Below are 26,999 nucleotides of genomic sequence, written 5' to 3'. Positions count from 1 at the left end.
CCGGCCCGACCGGGCATCCAGTAACCACGGTGGCCGGAGATTCAGCCACCAACGCATGCGTTTACTGGATCCCCGTCTTCACGGGGATGACACCTGAGTATGTGACAAGCGACCTGCCACACCCTCGATCGTCGGAGGACGTACTGCCTCTCCGTTCGTCATCGCCGGGCTTTACCCGGCGATCCATGAAGCTCTGCGGCAAGCGGTGATGCCGCGTGGATACGCAGGTCGAGCCCGCGTATGACGAACCGAGGAGTTACGGCAGAGTGGCAGCCACACACTCTGTCATGCCCGGCTCGACCGGGCATCCAGTAACCGCCAGCATCGGAGATTTAGCCACTGAGGCGGGTGTCTACTGGATCCCCGTTTTCACGGGGATGACATCCGAGTGTGGGGCGGGCGCACACAACACTCTCGGGCGCCATCCCGGGCGAGTGAGGCGCAGCCGAGCGGCGACCCGGCGATCCAGAAATCTTCGCGGGCAACGCCCGCTCCCGATCAAGCGAAAGGCCTCGGCCCGGTTACGCCGCCTTTATTTCCACCTCTGCCAGCCGCGACAGCTTGACGAGGATCGCCGCCGATCCCTTCAGCCGGCTTTCCGGCGTCTCCCAGTCGCGGCTGAACACCACTTTCTGGTCAGGCCGGATCTTGGCCAGCACACCCTGTTCGGTGATGTAACCGACAAGGCCGGCCGGGTTCGGGAATTCGTTGTTGCGGAAAGCGATCACCGCGCCCTTCGGTCCGGCGTCGATCTTCTCCACATTCGCCTTGCGGCACAGGCCCTTGATGTAGACGATCTTCAGGAGGTGCTGCACTTCCTCCGGCAGCGGGCCGAAACGGTCGATCAGCTCGGCGCCGAAGCCGTCGATCTCCTGCGGCTCGGTGAGATCGGCAAGGCGACGGTAGAGCTGCAGGCGCAGTTGCAGGTCGCCGACATAGCTTTCGGGGATCATCACCGGCGTGCCGACCGAAATCTGCGGCGACCATTGCTCGTCGGCGAAGTCCTCTCCGCCCGACTTCAGCTGCGCTACCGCTTCCTCCAGCATCTGCTGGTAAAGCTCGAAGCCGACTTCCCTGATGTGTCCCGACTGCTCGTCGCCAAGCAGGTTGCCGGCGCCGCGAATGTCGAGATCGTGGCTGGCGAGCTGGAAACCCGCGCCAAGCCCCTCCAGCGATTGCAGCACCTTCAGCCGGCGCTCCGCCGTCGCCGTCAGCATCTTGTTGGCCGGCACGGTGAACAGCGCATAGGCGCGCGTCTTGGAGCGGCCTACGCGGCCGCGCAGCTGGTAGAGTTGGGCAAGGCCGAACATATCCGCCCGGTGCACGATCAACGTGTTGGCCGTCGGCACGTCGAGGCCCGATTCCACGATCGTCGTGGACAGAAGCACGTCGAACTTGCCCTCGTAGAAGGCGTTCATGACGTCGTCGAGTTCGCCCGGCGGCATCTGGCCATGGGCGACCGCCACCTTCACCTCCGGCACGGTCTGTTCCAGGAAGGCTCTGGTATCGGCAAGGTCGGAAACGCGCGGGCACACATAGAAGCTTTGCCCGCCGCGATAGCGCTCGCGCAGCAACGCTTCGCGCACCACCAGCGGATCGAAGGGCGAAACGAATGTCCTCACGGCGAGACGATCGACCGGGGGTGTGGCGATCAGCGACAGCTCCCGCACGCCCGTCAGCGCCATTTGCAGGGTACGCGGGATCGGCGTTGCCGAAAGCGTCAGCACGTGGACGTCCGACTTCAGTTCCTTCAGCCGCTCCTTGTGCTTGACGCCGAAGTGCTGCTCCTCGTCGATGATCAGAAGGCCGAGGTCCCGGAAAGTCACCCCCTTGCCAAGCAGCGCGTGGGTGCCGACGACGATGTCGACAGAGCCGTCCGCCAGTCCCTTCTTGGTCTGGTTCAGTTCCCTGGATGCGACAAGGCGAGACGCATGCGCGACATGGATCGGCAGGCTCTGGAACCGCTCGGAGAAGGTCCGGAAATGCTGGCGGGCGAGCAGCGTGGTCGGCACGACGACCGCCACCTGTCGTCCCGTCATCGCCGTCATGAAGGCCGCACGCAGGGCGACCTCGGTCTTGCCGAAGCCGACATCGCCGCAGACCAGACGGTCCATCGGCCGCCCGGCGGCCAGATCCTCGAAAATTGCATCGATGGCGGTAAGCTGGTCTTCCGTTTCCTCGTAAGGAAAGCGGGCGGCGAATTCGTCGTAGACCCCGTCCGGCGCGCTGACCACAGGCGCGGTCTTGAGCGCCCGCTCCGCCGCCGTCTTGATGAGGCCGTCGGCGATTTCCAGGATGCGCTTCTTCATGCGCGCCTTGCGCGCCTGCCACGCTCCGCCGCCGAGCCTGTCGAGCTGGACGTCGGTATCCTCGGAACCGAAGCGGGTCAGAAGCTCGATGTTTTCGACGGGCAGATAGAGCTTGGCCGAAAGCGCGTATTGCAGCTCCAGGCAGTCATGCGGCGCGCCTGCCGCCTCGATGGTCTTCAGCCCGAGGAAGCGGCCGATACCGTGCTCGACATGGACCACGAGGTCGCCTTCCGAAAGGCTCGTCGCCTCGGTCAGGACGTTGGCGCCCTTGCCCTTCTTCCGCCGCTGGCGGACAAGGCGGTCGCCAAGGATGTCCTGCTCGCCGATGAAGGCCAGGTCGTCCATCTCGAAGCCATGCTCGATACCGAGCACCGCAAGCCCCGTCATGCCCTTCGGCAGGTCCCGGATCGACGCTTCGTTCTCGACTGGCGCAAGTTTCTTCAGCCCGTGATCGTCGAGAACCTGAGCGAGCCGCTCCCGCGAGCCCTCGCTCCAGCAGGCGATGACGACCTTCTTGCCGTCCTTCGCCGTCCTGCCGACATGCTGGGCAACGGCGTCGAAGATGTTGATATCGCCGGCGGCGCGCTCCGCCGCGAATGTCCTGCCCTGGCGGCCATCGAGCTCCACAAGACGCTGACCCTGCCCCTGCGGCACGGAAAACGGGTTCAGGCGCGCCGTGGCGCCATCGGCCAGCAGCGCCGTCCACTCCTCCGTGCCGAGATAGAGTTCCTGCGGCTCAAGGGGGCGATAAGGAACGGACCCGGCGGTCCGGCCGCCTTCCATCGCCTCGGCGCGGGCTGCATGGTGGTCGCGGATCTGATCGAGCCTTTCGCGCACCACATCGTCGATGGACGCATCGAGCACCACCGGAACGTCGGCCGTGTAGTCGAAAATCGTCTCCAGATGCTCATGGAAGAGCGGCAGCCAATGCTCCATGCCGGGATAGCGCCGGCCCTCGCTGATCGACTGATAGAGGATATCGTCGCGATCGGCCGCACCGAAACGGCGCACATAGCCGTTGCGGAACCGCGAGATCGCTTCTTCGGAAAGCACGACCTCGCTCATCGCCACCAGGTCGATGCGCTTCAATTGCTTCGTGGTGCGCTGGGTTTCGGGATCGAACGAGCGGATCGACTCCAGCGTATCGCCGAAGAAATCCAGCCGCACCGGCGCCTCGCTGCCGGGCGCGAAGAGATCGACGATGCCGCCGCGCACCGCATATTCGCCGGTGTCGCGTACGGTCGAGGAGCGAATGAAACCGTTGAGTTCCAGCCAGTCGACCAGCTTCGACAGGTTGACCCTGTTGCCGGGCGCGGCGCGGAAGCTCTGGCTTTCGGCGAACGCGCGCGACGGCAACCTCTGGATCGCCGCATTGGCGGTCGTCAGCAGCACGAAGGGCTGGTCGCCTTCAAGGCCCGAGGCCAGACGCCCAAGCGTGGAAAGCCGCTGCGCCACGATCGAGGGGTTCGGCGACACCCGATCGTAAGGCAGGCAGTCCCAGGCCGGCAGTTGCAGGATCGAGGCGTCCGGCGCGAAGAAGGCAAAGGCTTCCGCCGCCATCTGCATCCGCGTCGCATCGCGCGCCACGAAGACGAGTTTCAGGCCACGCCTGTCCGTTTCGCGCAGCATGCGCGCCAGTACATGGACCTCGGCACCGTCCGGAACACCCGACACGACAATGTTGCCGCGGTCGCGCAGAAAGCCTTCAAACACTTTCGGTAATCCTCAATCTTGAAAACGCGGCCGTGCTTCAGCTTCTCGCCTGCGCGCCGCGAAAGGCAATGATCGCCCGGTAGAGTGGCGTATTGACGCGCGCCGGAACCTCGCGGCTGCCGGTCATCCACGACAGCAGGTCCTGATCGGGTATCTCCATCAGCGCCTCGATTTCGTTGAGGTCGGCCTCCGGCATCGTGGCGATATGCGCGTTCACATAGCCGCCGATCAGGATGTCCATTTCCTTGATGCCGCGATGCTGGGCGCGAAACAGAATGCGCTTGCGGCGCGCATCGAGGCCATCCACCGCAGCGCTCCCCGTCTTTTCAGCGTCCATCGAAAATCTCCGGAATCGAATTCTTCGCGACAGGCGGTTTCGCCCGTCACGCGCACAGGATCTGGCGCCTATATAGCCCGCGCATCGCCGCCTGTCAGCGCCGAAACCCGCGATCGGCGATTGCCTATCGCAAATGGTGATGGCAGTTAGGAACGCATGCGCCCGGCCCTTCTCGATCCCCTGTTTCGACCGATCTCCAGCCTTTCGGGCATCGGACCGAAAACCGCAAAGACCATGCAGACCCTTCTGGAAGGCTCCGGCGACCGGGAGCCGGCGCTCGTCGATCTGCTGTTCCACATGCCGAGCGGCGTGATCGATCGACGCCTGAGGCCGGGCATCGCCCGCGCTCCGGAAGGCGCGATCGTCACGCTGGAGGTGAGGATCGACCGGCACCAGCCGCCGCCGCGCCACAGCAAGATTCCCTACCGCGTCTTTGCCCATGACGACAGTGGCGAAATCGCCCTGGTCTTCTTCCACGCCCGGCGCGACTGGCTGGAAAAGACGCTTCCCGAAGGCGAAACCCTGCTTGTTTCGGGCAAGGTCGAGTGGTTCAACGGCCGCGCGCAGATGGTCCACCCGGACCACATGGTGCCGATTGGCGATGCCGCCGACTTGCCTCTGGTCGAACCCGTCTATCCGCTCACGGCGGGCCTTTCGTCGAAAATGTTGCAGAAGGCGCTCGGGCTCGCCCTGAAATCCGTGCCGGACCTGCCCGAATGGCTCGATGCGGCCTTTCTGGACAGGCGCCGCTTCCCGCCGTTCCGCGAGGCGCTGGAGGAGATCCATCATCCGGCGGACGGCGGTGTCGGCTCCGACGAGAACCCCGCCCTGAGCCGCCTCGCCTATGACGAATACCTCGCCAACCAGCTCGCGCTCGCCCTTGTGCGCCGCTCTCTGAAGACCGTGGGCGGGATATCGCGGCGGCCGGACGGCCACCTGAAACGCAAGGTGCTTGCCGCCCTGCCCTATTCGCTGACCGACGGTCAGCGGCAGGCGGTCGCCGAGATCGAGAGCGATCTGGCCGAGCCGACGCGCATGTTGCGTCTGTTGCAGGGGGATGTCGGCGCCGGCAAGACCATCGTCGCGCTTCTTGCCATCTGCACCGTGGTCGAAAGCGGCGCTCAGGCCGCGATGATGGCCCCGACCGAAATCCTCGCCCGCCAGCACTTCGCCTCGATCGCCCCGCTCTGCGAGGCGGCGGGCATCCGTGCGGCAGTCCTTACCGGGCGCGATGGCGCGAAACATCGGCGCGAGGTGCGCGAGGGTCTGGAGAGCGGCGAGATCGACCTTCTCGTCGGAACCCATGCCCTCTTTCAGGGCGACGTCGCCTTCAAGGATCTCGGCCTTGCGGTGATCGACGAGCAGCACCGGTTCGGCGTGCACCAGCGGCTGGCGCTTTCGGCGAAAGGGCGCGGCGTCGACGTGCTCGTCATGACGGCGACGCCCATCCCGCGCACCCTCGTGCTGACCTATTTCGGCGACATGGAGGTCTCCAAGCTCACCGAGAAACCCGCCGGCCGGCAACCGATCAAGACGGTCACGGTCGCATTGGATCGTATCGGCGAGGTGGTCGAGCGGATGCGCGCGGCAATCGCCGAAGGCCAGAAGATCTACTGGGTCTGCCCGTTGGTGGAGGAATCGGAAAAATCCGATCTCGCGGCCGCCGAGCAACGCTACGAAGATCTGGCGCGCGCGCTCGGTCCTGTCGTCGCGCTGGTGCATGGCCGGCAGGACGCGGCGGAAAAGGAAGCGGCGATGTCAGCCTTCAAGGACGGCCAGGCGCGTGTCCTCGTGGCCACCACGGTGATCGAGGTCGGCGTCGACGTGCCGGACGCGACGATCATCGTCATCGAACACGCGGAGCGCTTCGGGTTGTCGCAGCTTCACCAGCTGCGCGGTCGCGTCGGGCGCGGCTCGAAGGCGTCGACCTGCGTTCTGCTGTTCAAGGGGCCGCTCGGCGAAACGGCAACGGCGCGTCTGCAGATCATGCGCGAGACGAACGACGGTTTCCGCATTGCCGAGGAAGACCTGCGGCTGCGCGGCGAAGGCGAGATCCTCGGCACGCGCCAGTCGGGCATGCCCGGCTTTCGCATCGCCCGCGCCGAAACACACGCCGACCTCATGGAAGTCGCCCGCGATGACGCCAAGCTGATCCTGGAGAAAGATCCCGAGCTCAAGGGCGAGCGCGGCCAGGCCCTGCGTGTTCTGCTCTATCTGTTCTCGCGCGACGAAGCCGTGAGACTTCTGCGCGCGGGCTGATCAATCGGCAGGTTCAAGTGAAGCGGGCTTTGCCGACTTCTTGCCGGGCGCCTTCACGGGCAGCTTTTTCGGAAATTCGGGACTGACGAGACCGGCGGAAATGACCAGCTTGGCCGCCTCTTCGACCGACATCTCAAGCTCGATCACTTCGTCGCGCGGCACGAACAGCAGAAAGCCGGAGGTTGGATTGGGCGTCGTCGGCAGGAAGACGGAAATATACTCCCGCCCACCCGAAAGCCGATGGGACACCTCGCCCTTGGTATCGGTGGCGACGAAGACGATCGCCCAGAGACCTTGCCGCGGATATTCGATCAGCCCCGCCTTCTTGAAGGTGTTGGAACGCTCCGAAAGCACGGTCTCGAAAATCTGCTTCAGGCCGCTGTAGAGATTGCGCACCAGCGGCATGCGGCCAAGCACGGATTCGCCATAGGCGAGCAACGTCCTGCCGGCGATATTGGCTGTGAAGAAGCCGACGAGCGTCAGCGCGAAGAATGCGACGATCAGCCCGAATCCGGGGACCGGAAACGGCAAATAGGTGTCTGGATTGTAGACGGCAGGAATGAACGGCTTCACCCAGCCGTCGACCCATTGGATCAGCGACCAGGTAAGATAAAGCGTGATGCCTATGGGACCGGCAATGACGAGACCCGTAAGGAAATAGTTCCTAAGTCGCGTCATCCCGCTTGGACGCGATGCCTTCATATGCAGCGGCTCGTCCTGCTGTTCCAGATCCTGCTTTTGCGTCACCGGCTTCCGCGTCCCATCACAACTGAGGCGCCGGCAGCCGGCACCGGGGCCTTTTTCCTTACGGCCCTCTCTCTACATAGTGTAGAAATTGCCAGCGCGGTATCCTCCACGCCGCCAAAGTTTTTCAATCCCGTACCCGCAAGGGCTGAGTGAGGCTGCGACGTTGCAGCGACCGCTATTCAAGACGCTAGGCGCACTATTCGTCGTGATCGGCCTGATCGGGGTCGTCGTCCCCCTGTTGCCGACGACGATCTTCCTCATCCTGGCCGCAACATGCTTCGCACGGTCGTCGCCGGAACTGGAGCGCCGCATCATGGAGCATCGGCGGTTCGGTCCCCCCGTGCGCGCCTGGCGGGAACACGGCGTTATCTCGCGGCGCTCCAAGGCCTTTGCGCTTGCGGGTATGGGCATCGGCTTCAGCATTTTCCTTCTCTCCGCCCATCCAGGAAGAATGTCCGCGTTCCTCGTCGCACTCTTCTTCCTCGGCTGCGCGGCCTTTGTCGTCAGCCGGCCTTCCGAGATTTCCTGAAGAGCACGCCTGCTTCGCAGCAGGCTAACTCCTTCGCGCGGCACGATAAAAAGCAGCATCCGAGAAACACTGTTCACCCGAACGTGATTGACCTGTGCTAGAGTTCTTTCCTGCAGGGCTACCGATAGACTCGTCGTCGCGTTCCTTTCATCGAACCGACGGAGGATCGGCAGTCCCGTTTCCGGACCAAGCACCGCCTGAGCAAGGGGGCTGAAAGTGTCACGTAGACGCCTGTCGACCAATACGGTCCTCCCTAAAGCCCCTGCCTCGCTTCCCGGCATCCTCCTTGCCCTTCTGATCGGCCTTCTTGGCGCATTCGCCGCAGGGACGGCGCCAACGTCGGCGAAGGAGGTTCTGCAAATCCAGTTCGGGCAGCAAAAGCCCGAACCGCCCAAGACCGCAGAAGGATTCCAGCCCCGCCGGCAGCAGTGCCCCGAAGGACAGGTCTTCCGTAACGGCCGTTGCATTGAGCAGCCGCCGAGGTGCCCCCGCGGACAGGTCTTGCGCGACGGACAGTGCGTGGACCGCGTCGTGGAGTGCCAGCCACCGCAAGTGCTTCGCAACGGGCGCTGCGTAAATCCTCAGCCTGTCAACTGCCCGGCCGGTCAGGTTCTCCGCAACGGCCAGTGCGTGGACCGGGTCGTCGAATGCCGCCGCGGCCAGGTGCTGCGCAACGGTCGCTGCGTCGACGCAACGCCCACCTGCCGGGAGGGTCAGGTTCTGCGCAATGGACGCTGTGTCGATCGCGTCGTTGAATGCCGCGCCGGCCAGGTGCTGCGCAATGGCCGTTGCGTCGATGTCGCCCCCACATGCCGGCAAGGTCAGGTGTTGCGTGACGGACGCTGCGTGGACCGGGTTGCGGAGTGCCGCCCGCCTCAGGTTTTACGTAACGGGCGTTGCGTGGATCCGGACCGCCAATGCCGGCCCGGCCAGGTCTACCGCAATGGCCGCTGCGTGGACCGTGTGGTCGAGTGCCGCCCACCGCGCGTGCTGCGCAACGGTCGCTGCATTCTGCCGGATGCAAACTTCTGCCGGCCGCCGCGCGTCTGGCGCAACGGCCGTTGCATTCTTCCCGACCGGCCGCGCCGCTGCGTTCTTCCCTATATCTATTCGTCGGCCCTGAACCGCTGCATCCTGCCGGTGCCGATCCCGCCGCTGCTGCCGGCGCCGCGCTGCGAGGCGCCGTGGCTTTATTCGGCAAGTGCTGGTGGCTGCATCTGCCCGAGCGGATATGTGGTGCTCGATGGTGCCTGCGTGCGGCGCGACACGCGCATATGCAGTGCTCCCTTCGTCTATTCGATCTCCGAAAACCGCTGCGTCTGTCAGGAAGGCTATCGCCCTTACGGCGCCGGCTGCGCGCCGATCCGCCCGCGCCCGACGCGTCAGGAAAATGTGGCCTGGATACAGGGCTGCCTCAACGAATCGGGCTATGACGCGGGCACCGTCGACGGTTTGCCGGGACCGCAAACCCAGCGTGCCTGGCGGGAATTCCGGGAAGACGAAGGGTTGGGCGACGAAACGGTGCCCTACACGGACCCTGAAACGCTGGCGATGCTTTTCGAGGCATGCCAGCCCGTGTCGGCCGAGCCCGGCTCGCCGCCGCCCGCCGGGACGGCGCCGCCCATAGCACCGCCGGTGGACACCGCTCCAGAAGATGAAGCAGGGCTGCCCGGCCTCTTCGAACCGAGCGAAATCCTGTGTGCGACCGGCAGGATCTTCACCTTGCTCGCAGGCGCGCCCGATGCGCCCCAGGGCCTGGAAGCTTGCGGCCAAAGCTGCATTCCCGCTCCGGAAGGCATGTCGGAAGAAGAGCTCGAAAGGCAGGAGGCCGAGCGCGGCATCACCTGGTGCCGGTCCTGCATCAGCGTCGGCGATCTGGGCCTTGTCTGCCCGCGCCTGCCGGAAGACCAGCCGGAAGGCGAAGGAGAGCCCGCCGCCCAATAAGCGCGACGGGCCTGTATCGTCATTCCACCGTGACGGACTTTGCCAGATTGCGCGGCTGATCCACATCCGTGCCCATGAAGACGGCGGTGTGATAGGCCAGAAGCTGCACGGGGATAGCGTGCACGATCGGCGCGATGAAGGCCGGCACATCCGGCAGCACGATCGTCTTCCAGGCCTGCAAGCCGGATTCCTCGGCGCCGCGCTGGTCGGTGATCAGGATGATGCGGCCGCCTCGCGCCGCCACTTCCTGCATGTTCGACACCGTCTTCTCGAAAACCCCGTCATAGGGCGCGACAATGACGACCGGCATGGTCTCGTCGATCAGCGCGATCGGGCCGTGCTTGAGTTCGCCGGCGGCATATCCCTCGGCATGGATATAGGAAATCTCCTTCAGCTTCAGCGCGCCTTCCATGGCGAGCGGGAAGCTGGTGCCGCGGCCGAGATAGAGCACGTGCTGCGACTTGGAAAGCGGCTGGGCAAGCTGCTCCACTTCCACCTCGTGCCGCAGCGCCTTGACCGCATAGGCAGGGATTTCGGCGAGCATGCGCACGAGTTCTGCCTCGCGCTCATCGCTGATCGTGCCCCTGACGCGCCCGGCATGGACGGCAAGCGAGGCAAGCACCGCAAGCTGGCATACGAATGCCTTGGTGGAAGCGACCCCGATCTCCCGGCCCGCGATGGTCGGAAAGACGAAATCCGCTTCACGGGCGATGGTCGATTCAGGCACGTTCACCACCGCGCCGATCTTCATTCCCTGCGCCTTGCAATAGCGCAGCGAGGCGAGCGTGTCGGCGGTCTCGCCCGATTGCGAGACGAACAGCGCCAGGTCGCCCGCCTTGACCGGCACTTCGCGATAGCGGAACTCCGAAGCGATATCGATGTCGACCGGCAGCCGGGCAATCGTCTCGAACCAGTATTTGCCGATGAGACCGGCATAATAGGCTGTGCCGCAGGCTGAAATCACCAATCGCTCGCAGGAGGCGAAATCGAATTCCGCCCCTTTCGGCAGCACCGTCTTCGACTGCGTGAGATCGAGATAACGCGAAAGGGTATGCCCGAGCACTTCCGGCTGCTCGTGGATCTCCTTGGCCATGAAGTGGCGGAAATTGCCCTTGTCGACCAGCGTTGCCGCGGCCGAGGTTGCCGTTTCGCGCCTTTCCACGGGCCTGTCGTTCTCGTCGAAGATTTCGACGCCCCGGCGCGTCAGCACCGCCCAGTCGCCTTCCTCCAGATAGGTGATGCGGTCGGTAAAGGGCGCCAATGCAATAGCGTCCGAGCCGAGATACATCTCGCCGTCGCCGTGACCGACCGCCAGCGGCGAGCCGCGCCGGGCACCGATCATCAGGTCGTCTTCGCCGGCAAAGAGGATCGCGAAGGAGAACGCACCCTTGAGGCGGTGCAGTGTGGCTGCCACTGCCTCGCGCGGTGTCTTTCCCGCTTGAAGATCCAGTGTGATGAGGTGGGCGACCACTTCCGTGTCCGTATCGCTTTCCAGGCGGCAGCCCCTGGCCTCGACCTCGGCGCGCAGTTCCAGGAAATTCTCGATGATGCCGTTGTGGACCACGGCCACCCGCGTCGTCGCGTGCGGATGGGCGTTTCTGACGCTCGGCGCTCCGTGCGTGGCCCAGCGCGTATGCCCGATGCCGCTGGTTCCCGCCAGCGGGCTTTGTTCCAGTTTGGCTTCCAGGTTCCTGAGCTTGCCTTCCGCGCGCCGGCTGACAAGGCCGCCGTCGATCAGCGTGGCAACGCCGGCGGAATCATAGCCCCGGTATTCCAGGCGCTTCAGCGCGTCGACCAATTGCCCCGCGACATCCGCCTTTCCAAGGATCCCGACAATTCCGCACATTAATCCGCGCCCTTTCTGCCTGACCAAAAATCATGAAACGAATCCGATGCTTCCCTTTAGCCGACTGATGCGAGGGAACAACAATCAAACCCTGTTTCGTTTCATGACAAGGCTCGAAAACGGCCGATATGCGACGATGCCGCAGCGCTCAGGACAAAACTTTGCCTCGCTTGTCCGCAGGTCGAGAAAGATTTAACGGTTGTTAACCATATCCGAGGTTTCCTGTCTGGACGATTGGGTGAATCGATCCTGGATACGTGTGCGTGAAACCGCCTCCCGGCAAACTTGGCAGTGGAAAGTCGATCAGAAGCCGTGGCGCGGCTTCGCTCGATGTTGCCTGGGCCATGGTCTGGGGAGCGGGCGCATTGCTGTTTTCGGTCTCCGCAATCGCCGCCTTCGTCATAGCCGGCAAGGACGACGGGCCGGGAACCAGAGTGGCGGGCCTGCCGCTCCCTCCCGCGGTCGGAGAAATCGGCGCCACGGGCGCAATCGTCCAGGATGGCGAGACCGTCGATTTTGCCGTTTATCCCTCGCAGGGAGGCCTCGCGGCGGCTCAGGCGAAGAGCCGGCTCGAAGTGGAACTTGGCGTATTGCGCCGGGAGGTTGCAGGGCTGCGACGCACCCTCGATATCCTTCAGGAACGTGACCGGCAACTTTCAGAGCGCTTGCGGATGGTCGAACAGGGCAAGACGCCCGCTCCGGAGGTGCCGTTGTCGGATGCGGGCGGAACGGGCGGCGACCAAGCCCATCCCGCGACAAAAGATGTCATGCAGCAGCGCATCGAGAAGAAGCTCGGCAAGCCCAACGCGGTTGAAACGGCTCCCGCTCCGGAGGCCGTCTCGCTGAATGTGCCGCTCACCGAACGTGGCAATCCCGAGGCGGTGGCGACGCCCTCCCGCCAGCCCGTTCGCATCGTCGCCCTGCCCTCGCACGACGAACCCGCCACGGTAGGCTCGATTCCCGCGCCCGGGCACAAGGCGGCGACACCGGCCGACGGATCGCAGAGCGCCAGGCCGACTTTGGCTGTATCCAGGGCCGCGGGCACGATCGCGGGCGACGGGGACGGCCGACTGGCACGGACGGACTTCGCCATCGACCTTGGCGTCTTTTCCTCCCCCGAGGACGCGGGATTGGCCTATCGGCGGATAAAGGCGGAACTCGGCGCGTTGAAAGCGAACCTTGCTCCTCACCTTGCCCCGGGTGGCAGTGAAAAAAGCGGCCAGATGCGCCTTCTTGTCGGGCCTTTTCCGAATGCCGCGGATGCGGCAGCCGCTTGCGTGCTGCTCGCAGCGCACAAGATCGGTTGCCAGCCCAATGTCCTCGCCGGCAAGCCGCTTGCCCTGAACTGATCGGGCCCGCGCCCGTTCCCGAATTCTTCCAGCCCGTATACAAGGCTCCGGCAGTTAAGCTATGAGGAGCCGACGTGTTGAACGGCCACCTCCCCGGCCGCGCTCCCCATCCGGACCCGAGACATATGTTTTCCATGAGCGACGAACGTACGCGCGCCTACGCGCTGCTGCTTGCCATGCCGCTGTTCTTTTCCTCCAACCTGATCATCGGCCGTGCAGCCGTCGAATCGGTCGAGCCATGGATGCTGGCTTTCCTGCGCTGGATCGTGGCCTTTGCCATCCTGCTGCCCTTCGCCGCGCAAGGGCTGGTTCGCTACCGCAGGACGCTCCTCGGCAATTGGGAACTGATCGGCATCATGGGCGTGCTCGGCATGTGGATCTGCGGCGCGGGCGTCTACTTCGCGCTGCGCTTCACCACCGCCACCAACGGAACGCTCATCTACACCTCGTCGCCAGTCCTCATCCTGCTTCTCGAATGGCTGTTTCGCGGGCGGCGGATCGCCTTGCGGGAATGGATCGGCATCGTACTGGCGATCACCGGCGTGGTCGCGATCGTCGTGAAGGGCTCCTTCGCGGCGCTTCTGGCACTGGACCTCAACGCGGGCGACGTTGTCTTTGCCCTCGCCGCCATCAGCTGGGCGATCTATTCGGTGCTGTTGAAGCGTCAGGAACTGGCCGAGGTGCCGACCGTCTCCCTGTTTGCCGCGCTCGCGCTTGCAGGAGCGATCAGCCTGCTTCCCTTCTCGATCTGGGAATATGCCGAGACGGGCCTCTTTCCCGACACGCTCGGCGCATGGGGCTCGATTGCCGGCGTCGCCCTGATCGCTTCGGTGCTCGCCTTTACCTGCTTCCAGTACGGCATCAAGGTGGTCGGCCCTGCTACGACGGGCCTCTTCATGTATCTGCTACCGCCCTACGGCGTGATGATGGCGGTGCTGTTCCTGGGCGAGGAATTGCATCTCTTCCACATTGGCGGCTTTGTGCTGATCATGACCGGCCTGGTACTTGCCACCGCGCCGAAGTCCATATTCGCGCGCGTTGCGGAACGTTTACGCGCGCTCGCCAGCAAAGAAGGCCGCACCACGCGGTGAAGCCAGGCCGCGCTCACCTATCCGATCTTGGCGAGATCCGGGAACGTCTCCAGCAACCAGTAGGAAAAGGTTGCCATCTGGCCCGTCAGGAACGCGATGCCGACGACGATAAGGAAGACGCCCATGGCCCGCTCGACCGTCATCATATGCCGCTTGAAGCGCGACATGAACCGCATGAAGGGACCCGCGAAGGTCGCCGCCAGCAGGAACGGCACGCCAAGGCCCAGCGCATAGGCTGCAAGCAGGAAAGCCCCCTGATAGACGGTATCTTCCGAACCCGCGACAAACAGGATGGCGCCGAGGATCGGGCCGATGCAGGGCGTCCATCCGAAGGCGAAGGCAAGGCCGATCAGATAGGCGCCCAGATAGCCCGCCGGCTTGCGATCCACATGCACCCGCGCTTCGCGATACAGCAGCGCGATGCGGAATACGCCCAGGAAATGCAAGCCCATGATGATGACGATGATACCGGCCAGATAGGCGAAGTAATCGAGATACTCGCGCAGGGTCTGGCCGATCACGCTCGCGGTTGCCCCCAGCGAGATGAACACGGTCGAAAATCCGAGCACGAAGAAGAGCGCGGCCAGGAACACCCGGCGCGCATCGCTCTTCTCGCCGCCGGAGCCGGTCAACTGATCCATCGAAACCCCGGCCAGAAAGCCGAGATAAGGCGGCACCAGGGGCAGGACGCAGGGAGACACGAAGGACAATATCCCCGCCAGAAATGCACCGAAGACCGTAACGTTATCGAACATCGAGAAAAATTCCCGTTCATTTCAGAGAGTTGCCGACCGCCTGCATCACGTCCGGCATGCGGCTGCCTTGCCGCCCCTATATAGGCGAGGGCGAACCTCCGGTCCTTTCAAGCTTGCGCGAGGATTTGTAAGACGTAAGCGGCTGCCTGGGAACGCCCGCGCGGCTTTGCGCGTCAGAATGTCCCAACGGCGTTGCGACGATATGCTGCCGTCCACTCAGTTGGCTTCGCCGCTTCCAGGGCCCGGATTTTTGTCGGCCAGCACGGAAAGATAGGCCGCACCGAATCCGCCATCCTCTGCCAGGGCCTGCCGCCACTGTTCGATGATCATCCGCAAGGCCAGCGTCTGCCGATTGCCGGGAAGTCTGGCAAGGAAGGACGAGAAGAATTCGTCAAGCGCCCGAGCATCGACGGCGCCCTGAGCGATCAGGCCTTCGGTCAGTGTCATCGTCGCGGCAATATGGGCTTTGAGAAATTCGAACTCGACGCTGTTGAGAGCATTGTCTTTGTCCCCGTCCGCCATAGCACGCTTCCGCCCTATATTGCTGGTCCGGAGCCTGCGGGTTTCACACCGCGTTGGATTTGACCGCTCTCAAATCCTGCCCCATTCGATTGCCGCTATACGCGCGGCCTTCACTGATGCCTTCGCATGCCCGCCAGTTCGTCGCTTTCTCTCATCCACGAGGGATAAAGTTCCGATGCCCCCCTCTGGGTCTTGCCCTGCCTGCTGCAACTCGCTATGTGTTCGCCCGACGAATGGAACCGTTCGTCTCTCGGTGAGAGCCTGTAGCTCAGTCGGTAGAGCAACTGACTTTTAATCAGTAGGTCCAGGGTTCGAATCCCTGCGGGCTCACCACATTTTCCTGATCAAAATAGAATTTGTAATGCCTGCATCGCAAGGATGCAGACAAAAAGAATTTCATGACCGGGGATTCCCGTTCGACAGATACTTTGGCTCCGGCAACTCCCGAACTGTTCCTTCGTGCCTCGACGCTTCAGCTACTGCCGGCGCCCTCGTCTCGGCGGGAGCGGTAGAAAAAATACGTTGCAGCGTTAGAATCCGCGTCAGCACGCAATGACAATTATTGATTTTGGGCGATCCGAACCGATGAAAAATCCGCACGAGTCGACCGGCATGAAGATCAGATCGGCAGTCGTAATGCCGCGGGGCGCCGCATTTCCGGCAATCGCCCTAATCCTGCTGTCGATCCTGTCCGCGACACTCGTCGCCGCCATCCCGGCATCCGCTCAAACGCTCCGCCCGCAAGCCCTGGAGAACGGCGGGCAATCCGTGCCGGATGGTGAGGTCTTGAACCGCTTCATCGACGTTCTGCGCGACGAGAAGAAACGCGAAGCGCTGATCCAGAGCCTGAAAACCGCTTCGGGAGAGGAAAGCGCGGGCGCGACCGCACCCGAAAGCGTTCCTGAAGTGGCTTCCTTCGGCCGGCAGGTTGCCACCTATACGCAGGAAATGGCGGAGTCCGCCGTCAGGAGCGTTCAGGATTTCTGGCAAAGGCTGAAATCTGCTCCGGCCGCCTTCGCCGCGCTGGACGGCGATCAGGTCGGCGTCCTGCTCGACGCGCTGAAGGATCTTGCCCTTGTCATCGTCACGACCTACGCGATCTTTCTGCTTCTCAGACAATTCGCCAAGCGGCTCTATCTGTCGATCGGCAATCTGGCGGCGACCCAAAACAGATTGAGGCTGGTCGGCTTTGCCGTCATTTCCATGCTCATTGATGCCGGCGCGGTCATATTGGCCTGGACCGGCGGCTATATTATCGCTCTCACCTTTTTCGGCGCATTCGGTTCGATCGGCTTGCGCCAGACGCTATACCTCAACGCCTTCCTGATCGTCGAACTGATCAAGGTCGTGCTGCGCTTCGCGCTCTCTCCCACCACCGGAGAGTTGCGTCTGGTGCCGCTGAGCGATGCCGCCGCCAACAAGCTGACCCGCGGCTTTACCGCCATCATCACGCTGCTCGGCTACGGCCAGCTCCTGATCGTCCCGATCTTCAACCAGAACGTCTCCTTCGCTGCGGGCCGTTCGGTATCGCTGCTGATCGCGTTGATCGCGGTCGGCATAGCTGCGGCCATGACCATGCGCAACCGCAAGCCGGTCTCCGACTGGCTGTTGCAGACACCGGGCGGACCGGAACGCAATGGCATGGCCGGCGCGATCGCCCGCCGCTGGCATGTGCTGGCACTTTGCTATCTCGCCTTCCTGGCGGCCGTGGTGCTTACCCGTCCGGGCGGCATGCTCTTCCCGGTCCTCAATGCGAGCTTCCAGGTCTTCGCCGGCTTCGTTGTCGGCTTCGCCGTTTCGGGCTGGATCGCCGGCACCGTCAGCCGCGGCATCATGCTGCCGGAGGAAGTCAACCGTCGCCTGCCGCTTCTGGAGCGGCGCCTCAACACCTTCATTCCGCAAACCTTGACGCTGCTTCGCGGCGTGATCTTCGTTGCCGTCGTCGCCTTCGCCCTGCACACAGTCGGTCTGGTCGACGTCAAGGGCTGGCTTCAGTCGCAGATCGGCGTGCGCGCCACGTCGGCGGTCATCACCGTTACGCTGATCCTTACCTTCGCCTTCGTCTCTTGGCTGGCGCTAACCTCCTGGGTCGACTACCGGACCAACCCGGAATACGGCAAGATCCCCTCGCCACGCGAGCAGACGCTGCTGACGCTCCTCAAGAACGCGGCAACCATCGCCATCATCGTGCTCACGCTGATGGTCTCTCTCTCCGAAATCGGCATCGACATCGCGCCGCTCATCGCTTCGGCAGGCGTGCTCGGCCTGGCGATCGGTTTCGGCGCACAGAAGCTGGTGCAGGACATCATAACCGGCATCTTCATCCAGCTGGAAAATGCCATCAACGTGGGTGACGTGATCACCGTCAGCGGCACCACCGGCACGGCCGAACGCCTGACCATCCGCTCCGTCGGCATCCGCGACCTGCACGGCTCCTACCACATCATCCCGTTTTCCTCCGTCGACATGGTGACGAACTTCATGCGCGATTTCGCCTACCACGTCTGCGACATGGGCATTGCATATCGCGAGGACCAAGATGAAGCGAAAGCGGCGATGTTCGAGGCCTTCGAGATCCTGCGCAGGGACGAAGAATTCAGATACGACATTCTCGGCGACATGGAATGGCATGGCCTTCAGCAACTGGGCGACAGCGCGGTCATCCTGCGGGCGCGCATCAAGACCATGCCCGGCAAGCAGTGGGCGGTGGGGCGCGCCTTCAACGGCATCCTGAAAAAGGTCTTCGACGAGAAGGGGATCGAAATCCCCTTCCCGCACCAGACGATCTATTTTGGAGAGGACAAGCACGGCCGTGCTCCGGCCGCCTATATCCGGCTTTCCCAGGAACGATCCGGCAATGGCGCCGATGCCCGGCCGGAGCCCGACGGCCAAGGCAGGCCGCCTGCGGAAGCAAGCCTGCCGGCCAATTGACCTCCTCAGGCCTTGCTGCCCGTCGGCTCGCCTTCAGCCGGCGCAGGCGGCTCGACCGCAGGACTGCTCGATGACGTATCGCCGACATCGGCGCCCTTGTATTGGCCCTTGATCCACTCGCGCAGGATCTGCATGACGACATAAAGCACCGGCACCAGAACGATGCCGAATGTGGTCGCCATGAACATTCCGCCGAATACGGCGTAGCCGATCGCCTGCTGGCTCGCCGCACCGGCGCCCGATGCCAGCACCAGCGGCATCACGCCGAGCAGGAAGGAAAGCGCGGTCATCATCACCGCCCGGAAGCGCAAATGAGCCGCCTCGCGCGCCGCGGCGAGGATCGACTTGCCCTTGGCCCGCTCCTCCATGGCGAATTCCACGATCAGGATCGCGTTCTTCGCGCCAAGCCCCACCAGCATGATCATGCCGATCTGCGTGTAGAGGTTCACATCCTTTCCGGACACCAGCACGGACAGGAAGGCGCCCAGCAGCGCGACCGTCACCGACATCAGGATCGCCACCGGCATCGACCAGCTTTCATACTGGGCGACGAGGAACAGATAGGCGAAGAGGATGGACAGCATCAGCACGATGACAACGATCGGCCCGGCGCCGCGTTGCTGCAGCGCCGTGCCCGTCCATTCAAAGGCATAGCCCGGCGGCAGGGCGCTTGCCGCTGAGCGCTCTAGTCCGTCCATCACCACGCCGGTGGATGCGCCGGACGCCGGTTCGGCATTGACGGAGGCCGCGCGGAACATGTTGTAACGGTTGATGTTTTGCGGCCCGAGCTGGTTCTCGATCCGCACCAGCGTGCTGAGCGGCACCATGTCGCCATCGACATTGCGCACGTAAAGCCGGCGTATGTCGTCGACCTTGTCGCGGAACGACCCTTCGGCCTGGATCAGCACCTTGTAGACGCGACCGAAGATGTTGAAGTCGTTGACGTAATAGGACCCGAGATAGGCCTGCAGCGTCAGGAAGATGTCCGAGACGTTGATGCCGAGCGACTTTGCCTTGGTGCGGTCGAGATCGACAAAGATCTGCGGCACATTTGCGCGGAACGTGGTGTAGGCCTGCCCGATACCCGGTTGCTGGTTGGCTGAATAGACGAGCGAGCCGGCGGCGGATGCAAGATCCTGCGGCGTACCTCCGCCGGTCTGCTGCACCTTCATCTCGACGCCGCCCGTCGTGCCGAGCCCCGGTATAGGCGGCGCATTGAAGGCAATGATATTCGCCCCCGCGATCGTTCCGAACTCCTGCCACAGACGGGCAAGGATGGCATTGACGCCAAGCGATGGGTCGGTGCGTTCGTCCCAGGGCGTCAGGGTTACGATCACCAGCGCGCCATTCGGCATCAGGCCGGAATTGAGGATGCTGTAGCCGTTGACGATGACGACGTTGGCGACGCCTTCCATCTCCTCCAGGCGCGCTTCGATGTCCTCGGTGATGACCTGCGTGCGGCCGAGCGCGGCGCCGTCCGGCAACTGCACGTCGACCATCAGGTAGCCCTGGTCCTCCAGCGGCAGGAAGCCGCCCGGCAGCCGCCCGTTGAGAACGACGATGGCCGCTATGGCCAGACCAACCGCGATGACGCCGACGAAGGATTTTCGGATCAGGGCGCCGACGAGGCCGGTATAGCGGTCGCGCACATTGCCGATGCCCCGTTCGAACAGGGCCAGTACCCCCTTCAGTTCGCCGCGATGCTTGAGCACCAGCCCGCAGAGCGCCGGCGAAAGCGTGAGGGCGTTGATGGAGGAAATCACCACCGCCACGGAGATGGTGACGGCGAATTGCGAGAAAAGCCTGCCGCTGATGCCCGGCATGAAGATGGTCGGCACGAAGACGGCGAGCAGCACCAGCGTGGTGGCGACGACCGGCCCAGTAATCTGCTCCATCGCCTTGGCAGTGGCTTCCTTGGCCGGCAATCCTTCCTCGGCCATGATGCGCTCGACATTCTCCACCACGATGATCGCGTCGTCGACCACGATACCGATCGCCAATACCAGGCCGAACAGGGAGATCGTGTTGAGCGACATGCCCGCCGCCAGCAGGACGGCAAAGGTCCCGATCAGCGACACGGGAATGGCAACGGTGGGAATGATCGTCGCCCGCCAACTGCCCAGGAAGATGAAGACGACGCTCACCACGAGGATGAAGGCCTCGATCAGCGTCTGCACCACGTCGTCCAGGGATTTTTCCACGAATTCCGTCGTATCGAAGGGAATCGCATAGGCAACGTCGTTCGGGAAGGATCGCGCAAGCGATTCCAGCCGGGCTTTCACCCCGTCCGCGACCGCTATCGCATTGGCGCCTGGCGCCTGGTAGACGGCCAGAACCGTCGAAGGTTGGCCGTTGAACTTGCCACTGGCATTGTAGATCTGCGATCCCAGTTCGACCCTGGCGACATCGCCGATCCGCACAACCGCGCCGTCCGCGCCGGTACGCAGCACGATGTCGCGGAACTCATCCGCCGTCGTGAGCCGGCCCTTCGCCGTGATCGTGTACTGGAACTGCTGTCCTTCTGGAACCGGCGGCGCGCCGATCTGGCCCGCGGAAACCTGGATATTCTGATCCTCGATCGCATTGATGAAATCGATCGGCGTCATGCCGAGGCTCGCAAGCCTGTCCGGGTTGAGCCAGACGCGCATGCCGTAGGAAAAGTCGGTCATCACCGTCGCGTTGCCGACGCCCGGCACGCGCGCCAGCGCATCCTTCAGGTTGATCGAGGCGTAGTTGGAGAGAAACAGTTCGTCATAGGTGCTGTTCGGCGAATAGAGCGTGATGACGAGCAGCATGTTGGTGCTCGCCTTTTCCACGGTGACGCCGTTCTTGGTGACTTCCGAGGGAAGCTGGCTCATCGCCTGCGAAACGCGGTTTTGCACGTTCACCGTTGCGATATCCGGATCGGTTCCGACCCGGAAGGTCACATAGAGGCTGTAGTCGCCGCTGTCGGCGCTTTGCGACGACATGTAGATCATGTTGTCGACGCCATTGACCTGCGCCTCGATCGGCGCGGCCACGGTTTCCTCCAGCACCTGCGCATTGGCGCCGCTATAGCTGGCGCTCACCTGAACCACCGGCGGGGTGATTTCGGGGAATTGCTGCACAGGCAGCGCGATGTAGCCGAGAATGCCCGCGATGGTGATGACCAGCGAGATCACCAGCGCGAATTTAGGCCGATAGATAAAGAATTTGGAGAACATGGCCGGTCACTCCACCGGCTTGCCGGCAACGACCGCGTTGACGGGCACACCCGGCCGGACCTTCTGCAGGCCCTGCACGATCACTCTTTCGCCCGGTTGCAGGCCCTCCTGCACCACGTAGTCCGTCTGATACTGGTCGCCGAGCTCGACATATCGCTGCTCGACCATTTCCTGGTCGTTCACCGCCAGCACGAAGGCTCCGCGCTGGTCGCGCTGCACGGCCGCCTGCGGAATCACCAGCTCCTGCTGAGCCTCAGTGGCTTCCAGCACCACGGTCACGAAAGTCCCCGGCACCAGCACGCTCCTTTCGTTCTCGAATCGGGCGCGAAGCGAAATCGTGCCGGTCTTCGGATCGACCGCATTGTCGATGAAGACGATCTCTCCGGTTTCTTCCAGCTTCACGCCGTTGGGCAGAACGAGGCCGACATTCGGGCGTTGTTTCGTGCTCCGGATTTCCTCCGGCGACAATGCGCCACCTTTCACCGCCGTGAGGTAGTCCTGTTCGCTCAGCGAAAACGACACATAGATCGGCGACAGGCGCACGAGACGGGCAAGCGAACCGCTGGACGGGCCCACCACGTCGCCGACGCTGAAATTGGTCTTGCCTATCTGGCCGGGAAACGGTGCCTTGATATCCGTGTAGCTGAGGTTGAGCTCCGCCTGCGTAACGGCCGCCTTCGACGCCTCGACGACGGCATCGGCCTGCTCCTTGGACGCCAGGGTCGCCTCGTATTTGGCCTTGGAGACATGCCCTTTTTCGTAGAGGTCCTTGTCTCGTTCGAGATCGGCGATCTTCAGTGCGTCGTCGGCCTCGGCCTTGGCCTGGTCCGCCTTGGCGGAAAGGAGTTCGGCCTGGTAGGGCGCCTTCTCGATGGTGAAAAGCAGCGTATCCTTGTCCACCTTGGCGCCGTCCTCGACATTCTTCGATTCAAGGAAGCCGGAGACCCGGGCAACAAGCTGAATGTCGTCGACTGCCTGCACCTGGCCGACGAAATCCGCCGAGCGGCGCACATCTTCGGTCCGCGCCGCGGAAACCATCACCGAAGGTGCCGGCGCCTGTGCCGCCGTATTCTCCTGGCTATCGCATGCCGCGAGCGCCAGCGCGGTGAGGCAAACGAAGCTTCCGGCCCGCTTCGCCCCAAACAGAACTTTTATGGAAAACATGCCTGCCTCCGCCAGAGCCGCGGCTTGCCGCTCGCATCTTTTGAAACTGCTACGTGCAGACTGATGAGGCGTCCGGTCGCGCTGGCATTTCTTCCGCGAGTGCTGGACCGCTCGCGCTTGAAGACCTCCCAACCCGCCGGCGACCTCTCCGCCTGACGGCAATTCGAAATTACTTTAGGTAAGATTACGCAAGAAAAACAGGAGGCAAATCAAAAATTGCCGCAAATGGATGGTCCTGCGACATTTGCGGCACCGGAGGCGTACGACGGCTATTTAGAGAACATTTGCAAGCGCTTCAGTGGCAAGCGGCATTTTCCGTGGCACACCACTAACGTGCAGCAGGGTTCAATCGCGCCCCTGCGAGAAGGCCAGCGAAAAACCGAAGCAATCCTTGGCCGGAACGACAATCCCTTCCAGCGCCTCGTGGAAGGAGATGCCGGCCCGGGTCAGAAAATCCGTCGTCTTGCCGAGATCCTTGACGCGAAGGCGCGCGGCGGCAAGCAGCGGCACCTCGTCTGCTCCCACCGCAGCATCGTGGCCATAAAGGGAGCGATATCCGGCGGGCGTCAGGATCTCTATGGCGCCGCGCGGCGTCCTGATCGACAGACCGAATGTCGTCGCCCGCATCTCGCGAATGCCCGAAAAGGCCGAAAAGAAAATGTGATGATCCGCCGGTTCGTTCATCACGAACACGGCGGCATCGATCCCGATGGCACCGTTCTCGTGCTGCTGGAATTCGGGCTTCCAGAAATTCTCCGGGAACCGATGGAAGCAGGTGAAATAGCCGATCGACGGCGCCGCGGCGTCGCGCGTGAAGGTCAGGTCGAAGGCAACCTTCCGCTCGCTGCCATCCGGACCGGTTGCGATTCGCTCGAAGGAAAACGGCTCGTAGGTGGCCAGCCTTGCCTTTTCGAAGGCCTCCCCGTCCAGTTGCGGGTCGCGGCTTTCCAGCACCAGCATCGACGCGCCCTCGCGCTTCGCGAGGAAGTCGCGGTTGAAGGCGCCGAAGGAAAACACGCCCGGCTTCGGCTCGACGATGCCGCCGATATCGCCGATCGACAGTACCTCGAGAAACGCGCCGTCGAACTGGACGAGGCGATTGACGGTCCCCCAGGGATGGCGCGCGAGCGGCGTCAGCGTGAAGCCCGCCCGCTCCAGGAAATCTCCCGTAGCGGCAATGTCCCGCACAGCCCAGACGATATGATCGATACCGCGCGCCATTGCCGTTCCCCAAGCCGGCTCAGACGAGCCGGCTCTGGTCGATCGCCGCCCCGATGAACGAGGCGAACAACGGATGCGGCTCGAAGGGCCGCGACTTCAGCTCGGGATGATACTGAACGCCGATGAACCAGGGATGTCCCTCGATTTCAACCGTCTCCGGCAGCAGGCCGTCGGGCGACGTGCCGGCAAAGCGAAGTCCCGCCGCTTCAAGCCTCTCGCGGTAGCTGACATTCACCTCGTAGCGATGGCGATGGCGTTCGGAAATCTCGCGCGAGCCATAGATTTCCGCGATTTTCGAATCGGCGGCGAAACAGGCCGGATAGGCGCCGAGACGCATCGTGCCGCCGAGGTCGCTGTCGCTGGCGCGCCTTTCGAGTTCATTGCCTTTCAGCCACTCCGTCATCAGGCCGACAACCGGCTCTTCGGCCGGGCCGAATTCGGTCGAATTGGCACTGGCGATGCCGGCGAGATTGCGCGCCGCCTCGATGACCGCCATCTGCATGCCGAAGCAGATGCCGAAATAGGGAATGTTGTGCGTACGGGCAAAGCCAGCCGCCGCGATCTTGCCTTCCGAGCCGCGTTCGCCGAAGCCGCCGGGCACCAGGATGCCATGGACGTTTTCCAGCCATGGCGAGGGATCTTCCTTCTCGAAGATCTCCGACTCGATCCACTCGATATTGACCTTGACGTTGTTGGCGATGCCACCGTGCACCAATGCCTCGATCAGCGACTTGTAGGCATCCTTCAGCACTGTGTACTTGCCGACGACCGCGATGGTCACCTCGCCTTCGGGGTTCTTCACCTTGTGGGAGATCTCCTCCCAGCGGGCGAGATTGGGCGCCGGCGCCCCGGTAATGCCGAAGGCGGCCAGGACTTCGTCGTCGAGCCCCTCGCGATGATAGGCGATCGGCACCTCATAGATGGAGGCGACATCATAGGCCGGGATGACGGCCGTCTCGCGCACGTTGCAGAACAGCGACAGCTTGCGGCGCTCGTTTTCCGGGATCTTGCGGTCGCAGCGCACCAGCAGGATATCCGGCTGGATGCCGATGGAGCGCAGTTCCTTGACCGAGTGCTGGGTCGGCTTGGTCTTCAGCTCGCCCGCCGTGGCGATGAAGGGCATCAGCGTCAGATGGATATAGACTGCATCGCCGCGCGGCAGTTCGTTGCCGAGTTGGCGGATTGCCTCGAAGAAGGGAAGCCCTTCGATGTCGCCCACCGTGCCGCCGATCTCCACCAGCACGAAATCGTAATCCTCGTTGCCGTCGAGGACGAAATTCTTGATCTCGTCCGTGACGTGCGGAATCACCTGCACCGTGCCGCCCAGATAATCGCCCCGCCGCTCCTTGGCGAGGATCGTCTGGTAGATCTTGCCGGTGGTGATGTTGTCCATCTTGTTGGCCGGGCGCCCGGTGAAGCGCTCGTAGTGGCCAAGGTCCAGATCGGTCTCCGCGCCGTCGTCGGTGACGAAGCACTCGCCGTGCTGGTAGGGGCTCATGGTGCCCGGATCGACGTTGAGGTAGGGATCGAGCTTCCTCAGGCGGACCCTGTAGCCCCGCGCCTGGAGAAGAGCGCCGAGTGCTGCGGATGCCAGACCCTTGCCGAGGGAAGAAACCACGCCGCCGGTGATGAAGATGTATCGCGCCATGGACCAATACCATATCGCTTCGAGCAGCGATTCGGCTGCCCGAAAAATGAATAACACACAGGAGATCGCCCTGCGGCTTTAACCGCAGGACGCCTGTGGAGCGAAGGAGTGCCCGAAAACCGGGCGCGGGAAGCCGGTCTTACTGCGCGGCCGGAACCTGCGGGCCGCCCTGGACGGGAGCCTGAGGCTCGCTTTGACCCTTGAGGGTATCGAGGATGCCCTGACCGCCTTCTGCACCGTTGGCAGGCAGCGTCTGCGACGGCGTTCCGCCATCGAGGATCGAACCGGGACGCTCGTCCGTACGCGCCAGAATCGCCAGAACCAGCGACGTTGCGAAGAAAGCGAGGGCAAGGACTGCGGTTGCCCGGGTCAGGACGTTCGCGCTGCCGCGGCTGGACATGAAGCCGCCCGAGCCCCCGCCGATTCCCAGAGCGCCGCCTTCGGAACGCTGCAGGAGTACGACGAGCACGAGCGCCAGCACGACCATCAAGTGAATTACGATGATGACGGTTTCCATCGGTCGCCAGTCTTGTGCTTGAGATTGCGGGCCTTCTACACGAATGCGCCCGGCCTTTCCACCCCGAAAGGATAAATGTGGGGCGGTCCGTGAAGCTTCAACGGTAAGCGGCCAGAATACCGAGGAAATCGGCGGCCTTCAGGCTGGCCCCGCCCACAAGGGCGCCGTTCACTTCTTCAACAGCGATCAGTTCCGCCGCGTTGGACGGCTTCACCGACCCGCCATAGAGAAGACGCATCGCCGCACCTTCGCCGGCAAATCGCTCGGCCAGGCGCGCGCGCATGAACGCGTGGACCTCCGCCACATCGCCGGCCGTCGGCGTGAGCCCCGTGCCGATCGCCCAGACCGGCTCGTAAGCGATCACGGTATTCCCGGCGCGCGCTCCCTCCGGCACCGAGCCGGCAAGCTGCCGGCCGACGACGTCGAGGGTGGAGCCGGCCTTGCGCTCTGCTTCCGTCTCGCCGACGCAGATGATGGCGACAAGCCCCGCCCGCCATGCGGCTTCCGCCTTCCGCCGCACGACGTCGTCGCTCTCGCCATGGTCGGCGCGCCGCTCGGAATGGCCGACGATCACCGCCGTCGCTCCCGCGTCGGCCAGCATTTCGGCGGAAATGTCGCCTGTATGGGCGCCCTTCTCGGCCGTGTGGCAATCCTGGCCGCCGATCGCGACCCTGTAGCCGGACGCCTTTGCCGCGGCGGCCGCCACCAGCGTCGCCGGCGGGCAGATCATCACGTCCGCCGCGTCGCGCATTCCGTCATCCAGGCCCGCCCCCAGCGCATCGATCTCGGCGAGGCTCGCCGCCAGCCCGTTCATCTTCCAGTTTCCCGCCACAAGCGGCTTGATCGCGGTCGGCATCGGCAGGGGCTCCTCGCATGTCGTTTTATTTCAGCCCACCAGCTAGCAGAATTGACCG

The 26,999-nt window shown here is 63.5% G+C and carries 18 protein-coding genes and 1 tRNA gene; 7 read left to right on the top strand and 12 right to left on the bottom strand.

Annotation, left to right across the window (positions count from 1 at the left end):
- Positions 1 to 521 precede the first annotated feature (521 nt).
- Complete coding sequence (gene mfd, locus H2509_RS05425; protein ID WP_182163070.1) at positions 522 to 4,022, bottom strand: transcription-repair coupling factor; 3,501 nt, start codon at positions 4,020 to 4,022, stop codon at positions 522 to 524.
- 37 nt (positions 4,023 to 4,059) lie between these two features.
- Complete coding sequence (locus H2509_RS05420; protein ID WP_182163068.1) at positions 4,060 to 4,359, bottom strand: FAD assembly factor SdhE; 300 nt, start codon at positions 4,357 to 4,359, stop codon at positions 4,060 to 4,062.
- Between the two features lie 156 nt (positions 4,360 to 4,515).
- Here H2509_RS05420 and recG point away from each other — a divergent pair, with 156 nt between their 5' ends.
- Positions 4,516 to 6,618, top strand: coding sequence for an ATP-dependent DNA helicase RecG (recG, locus tag H2509_RS05415; RefSeq protein WP_182163066.1), 2,103 nt, complete (start codon positions 4,516 to 4,518; stop codon positions 6,616 to 6,618).
- Here the strand turns inward: recG and H2509_RS05410 are convergent, their stop codons facing one another.
- The gene (locus H2509_RS05410) at positions 6,619 to 7,320 is read right to left on the bottom strand and encodes a DUF502 domain-containing protein (protein WP_408022667.1); all 702 of its coding nucleotides are present in this window, start codon (positions 7,318 to 7,320) and stop codon (positions 6,619 to 6,621) included.
- Between the two features lie 208 nt (positions 7,321 to 7,528).
- On the opposite strand from H2509_RS05410, the gene H2509_RS05405 reads away from it, so the two are divergent.
- On the top strand, positions 7,529 to 7,894 hold the full coding sequence (locus H2509_RS05405; protein ID WP_182163064.1) for a YbaN family protein: 366 nt from the start codon (positions 7,529 to 7,531) through the stop codon (positions 7,892 to 7,894).
- A 501-nt stretch (positions 7,895 to 8,395) separates the two neighbouring features.
- Positions 8,396 to 9,838, top strand: coding sequence for a peptidoglycan-binding domain-containing protein (locus tag H2509_RS05400; protein WP_182163062.1), 1,443 nt, complete (start codon positions 8,396 to 8,398; stop codon positions 9,836 to 9,838).
- 19 nt (positions 9,839 to 9,857) lie between these two features.
- Here the strand turns inward: H2509_RS05400 and glmS are convergent, their stop codons facing one another.
- Positions 9,858 to 11,684: a glutamine--fructose-6-phosphate transaminase (isomerizing) gene (gene glmS, locus H2509_RS05395; RefSeq protein ID WP_182163060.1), complete on the bottom strand. Its 1,827-nt coding sequence runs from the start codon at positions 11,682 to 11,684 to the stop codon at positions 9,858 to 9,860.
- Between the two features lie 263 nt (positions 11,685 to 11,947).
- On the opposite strand from glmS, the gene H2509_RS21170 reads away from it, so the two are divergent.
- Both H2509_RS21170 and H2509_RS05385 read left to right on the top strand, forming a co-directional pair.
- On the top strand, positions 11,948 to 13,033 hold the full coding sequence (locus H2509_RS21170; protein WP_182163058.1) for an SPOR domain-containing protein: 1,086 nt from the start codon (positions 11,948 to 11,950) through the stop codon (positions 13,031 to 13,033).
- Positions 13,034 to 13,167: 134 nt separating this feature from the next.
- On the top strand, positions 13,168 to 14,124 hold the full coding sequence (locus H2509_RS05385; protein ID WP_182163056.1) for a DMT family transporter: 957 nt from the start codon (positions 13,168 to 13,170) through the stop codon (positions 14,122 to 14,124).
- A gap of 17 nt (positions 14,125 to 14,141) precedes the next feature.
- On the opposite strand, the gene H2509_RS05380 is transcribed toward H2509_RS05385, so the two are convergent.
- Positions 14,142 to 14,879 carry a cytochrome c biogenesis CcdA family protein gene (locus tag H2509_RS05380; protein WP_182163054.1) on the bottom strand — a complete coding sequence of 246 codons (738 nt, stop codon included), beginning with the start codon at positions 14,877 to 14,879 and terminating at the stop codon, positions 14,142 to 14,144.
- A 216-nt stretch (positions 14,880 to 15,095) separates the two neighbouring features.
- Positions 15,096 to 15,401, bottom strand: coding sequence for a hypothetical protein (locus H2509_RS05375; protein WP_182163052.1), 306 nt, complete (start codon positions 15,399 to 15,401; stop codon positions 15,096 to 15,098).
- 257 nt (positions 15,402 to 15,658) lie between these two features.
- Here H2509_RS05375 and H2509_RS05370 point away from each other — a divergent pair.
- Positions 15,659 to 15,734: transfer RNA gene (locus H2509_RS05370), tRNA-Lys, on the top strand.
- Between the two features lie 279 nt (positions 15,735 to 16,013).
- The gene (locus tag H2509_RS05365; RefSeq protein WP_209001805.1) at positions 16,014 to 18,332 is read left to right on the top strand and encodes a mechanosensitive ion channel domain-containing protein; all 2,319 of its coding nucleotides are present in this window, start codon (positions 16,014 to 16,016) and stop codon (positions 18,330 to 18,332) included.
- Positions 18,333 to 18,337: 5 nt separating this feature from the next.
- On the opposite strand, the gene H2509_RS05360 is transcribed toward H2509_RS05365, so the two are convergent.
- From H2509_RS05360 to tpiA, 6 genes are all read right to left on the bottom strand, one after another.
- Positions 18,338 to 21,535 carry an efflux RND transporter permease subunit gene (locus H2509_RS05360; RefSeq protein ID WP_182163050.1) on the bottom strand — a complete coding sequence of 1,066 codons (3,198 nt, stop codon included), beginning with the start codon at positions 21,533 to 21,535 and terminating at the stop codon, positions 18,338 to 18,340.
- 6 nt (positions 21,536 to 21,541) lie between these two features.
- On the bottom strand, positions 21,542 to 22,699 hold the full coding sequence (locus H2509_RS05355; RefSeq protein WP_182163048.1) for an efflux RND transporter periplasmic adaptor subunit: 1,158 nt from the start codon (positions 22,697 to 22,699) through the stop codon (positions 21,542 to 21,544).
- A 345-nt stretch (positions 22,700 to 23,044) separates the two neighbouring features.
- Positions 23,045 to 23,920 carry a VOC family protein gene (locus tag H2509_RS05350; RefSeq protein WP_182163046.1) on the bottom strand — a complete coding sequence of 292 codons (876 nt, stop codon included), beginning with the start codon at positions 23,918 to 23,920 and terminating at the stop codon, positions 23,045 to 23,047.
- Between the two features lie 19 nt (positions 23,921 to 23,939).
- Positions 23,940 to 25,568 carry a CTP synthase gene (locus tag H2509_RS05345; RefSeq protein ID WP_182163044.1) on the bottom strand — a complete coding sequence of 543 codons (1,629 nt, stop codon included), beginning with the start codon at positions 25,566 to 25,568 and terminating at the stop codon, positions 23,940 to 23,942.
- A gap of 139 nt (positions 25,569 to 25,707) precedes the next feature.
- Complete coding sequence (gene secG, locus H2509_RS05340) at positions 25,708 to 26,085, bottom strand: preprotein translocase subunit SecG (protein ID WP_182163042.1); 378 nt, start codon at positions 26,083 to 26,085, stop codon at positions 25,708 to 25,710.
- A gap of 97 nt (positions 26,086 to 26,182) precedes the next feature.
- Complete coding sequence (tpiA, locus tag H2509_RS05335; protein WP_182163040.1) at positions 26,183 to 26,941, bottom strand: triose-phosphate isomerase; 759 nt, start codon at positions 26,939 to 26,941, stop codon at positions 26,183 to 26,185.
- Positions 26,942 to 26,999 lie beyond the last annotated feature (58 nt).

This window comes from Stappia albiluteola, from assembly GCF_014050225.1.
In the GTDB taxonomy this organism is placed as follows: Bacteria; Pseudomonadota; Alphaproteobacteria; order Rhizobiales; family Stappiaceae; genus Hongsoonwoonella; species Hongsoonwoonella albiluteola.
Note: the sequence above shows the minus strand (reverse complement) of the source record. Positions and strands in the feature narration are given on the sequence as shown.

What these genes read in the sequence shown, in the direction of transcription:
- H2509_RS05420 (WP_182163068.1), bottom strand. Translation starts at nt 4,359, where the DNA reads ATGGACGCTGAAAAGACGGGGAGCGCTGCGGTGGATGGCCTCGATGCG.
- recG (WP_182163066.1), top strand. Translation starts at nt 4,516, where the DNA reads ATGCGCCCGGCCCTTCTCGATCCCCTGTTTCGACCGATCTCCAGCCTT.
- H2509_RS05410 (WP_408022667.1), bottom strand. Translation starts at nt 7,320, where the DNA reads ATGAAGGCATCGCGTCCAAGCGGGATGACGCGACTTAGGAACTATTTC.
- glmS (WP_182163060.1), bottom strand. Translation starts at nt 11,684, where the DNA reads ATGTGCGGAATTGTCGGGATCCTTGGAAAGGCGGATGTCGCGGGGCAA.
- H2509_RS05385 (WP_182163056.1), top strand. Translation starts at nt 13,168, where the DNA reads ATGAGCGACGAACGTACGCGCGCCTACGCGCTGCTGCTTGCCATGCCG.
- H2509_RS05380 (WP_182163054.1), bottom strand. Translation starts at nt 14,879, where the DNA reads ATGTTCGATAACGTTACGGTCTTCGGTGCATTTCTGGCGGGGATATTG.
- H2509_RS05375 (WP_182163052.1), bottom strand. Translation starts at nt 15,401, where the DNA reads ATGGCGGACGGGGACAAAGACAATGCTCTCAACAGCGTCGAGTTCGAA.
- H2509_RS05365 (WP_209001805.1), top strand. Translation starts at nt 16,014, where the DNA reads ATGAAGATCAGATCGGCAGTCGTAATGCCGCGGGGCGCCGCATTTCCG.
- H2509_RS05360 (WP_182163050.1), bottom strand. Translation starts at nt 21,535, where the DNA reads ATGTTCTCCAAATTCTTTATCTATCGGCCTAAATTCGCGCTGGTGATC.
- H2509_RS05355 (WP_182163048.1), bottom strand. Translation starts at nt 22,699, where the DNA reads ATGTTTTCCATAAAAGTTCTGTTTGGGGCGAAGCGGGCCGGAAGCTTC.
- H2509_RS05350 (WP_182163046.1), bottom strand. Translation starts at nt 23,920, where the DNA reads ATGGCGCGCGGTATCGATCATATCGTCTGGGCTGTGCGGGACATTGCC.
- H2509_RS05345 (WP_182163044.1), bottom strand. Translation starts at nt 25,568, where the DNA reads ATGGCGCGATACATCTTCATCACCGGCGGCGTGGTTTCTTCCCTCGGC.
- secG (WP_182163042.1), bottom strand. Translation starts at nt 26,085, where the DNA reads ATGGAAACCGTCATCATCGTAATTCACTTGATGGTCGTGCTGGCGCTC.
- tpiA (WP_182163040.1), bottom strand. Translation starts at nt 26,941, where the DNA reads ATGCCGACCGCGATCAAGCCGCTTGTGGCGGGAAACTGGAAGATGAAC.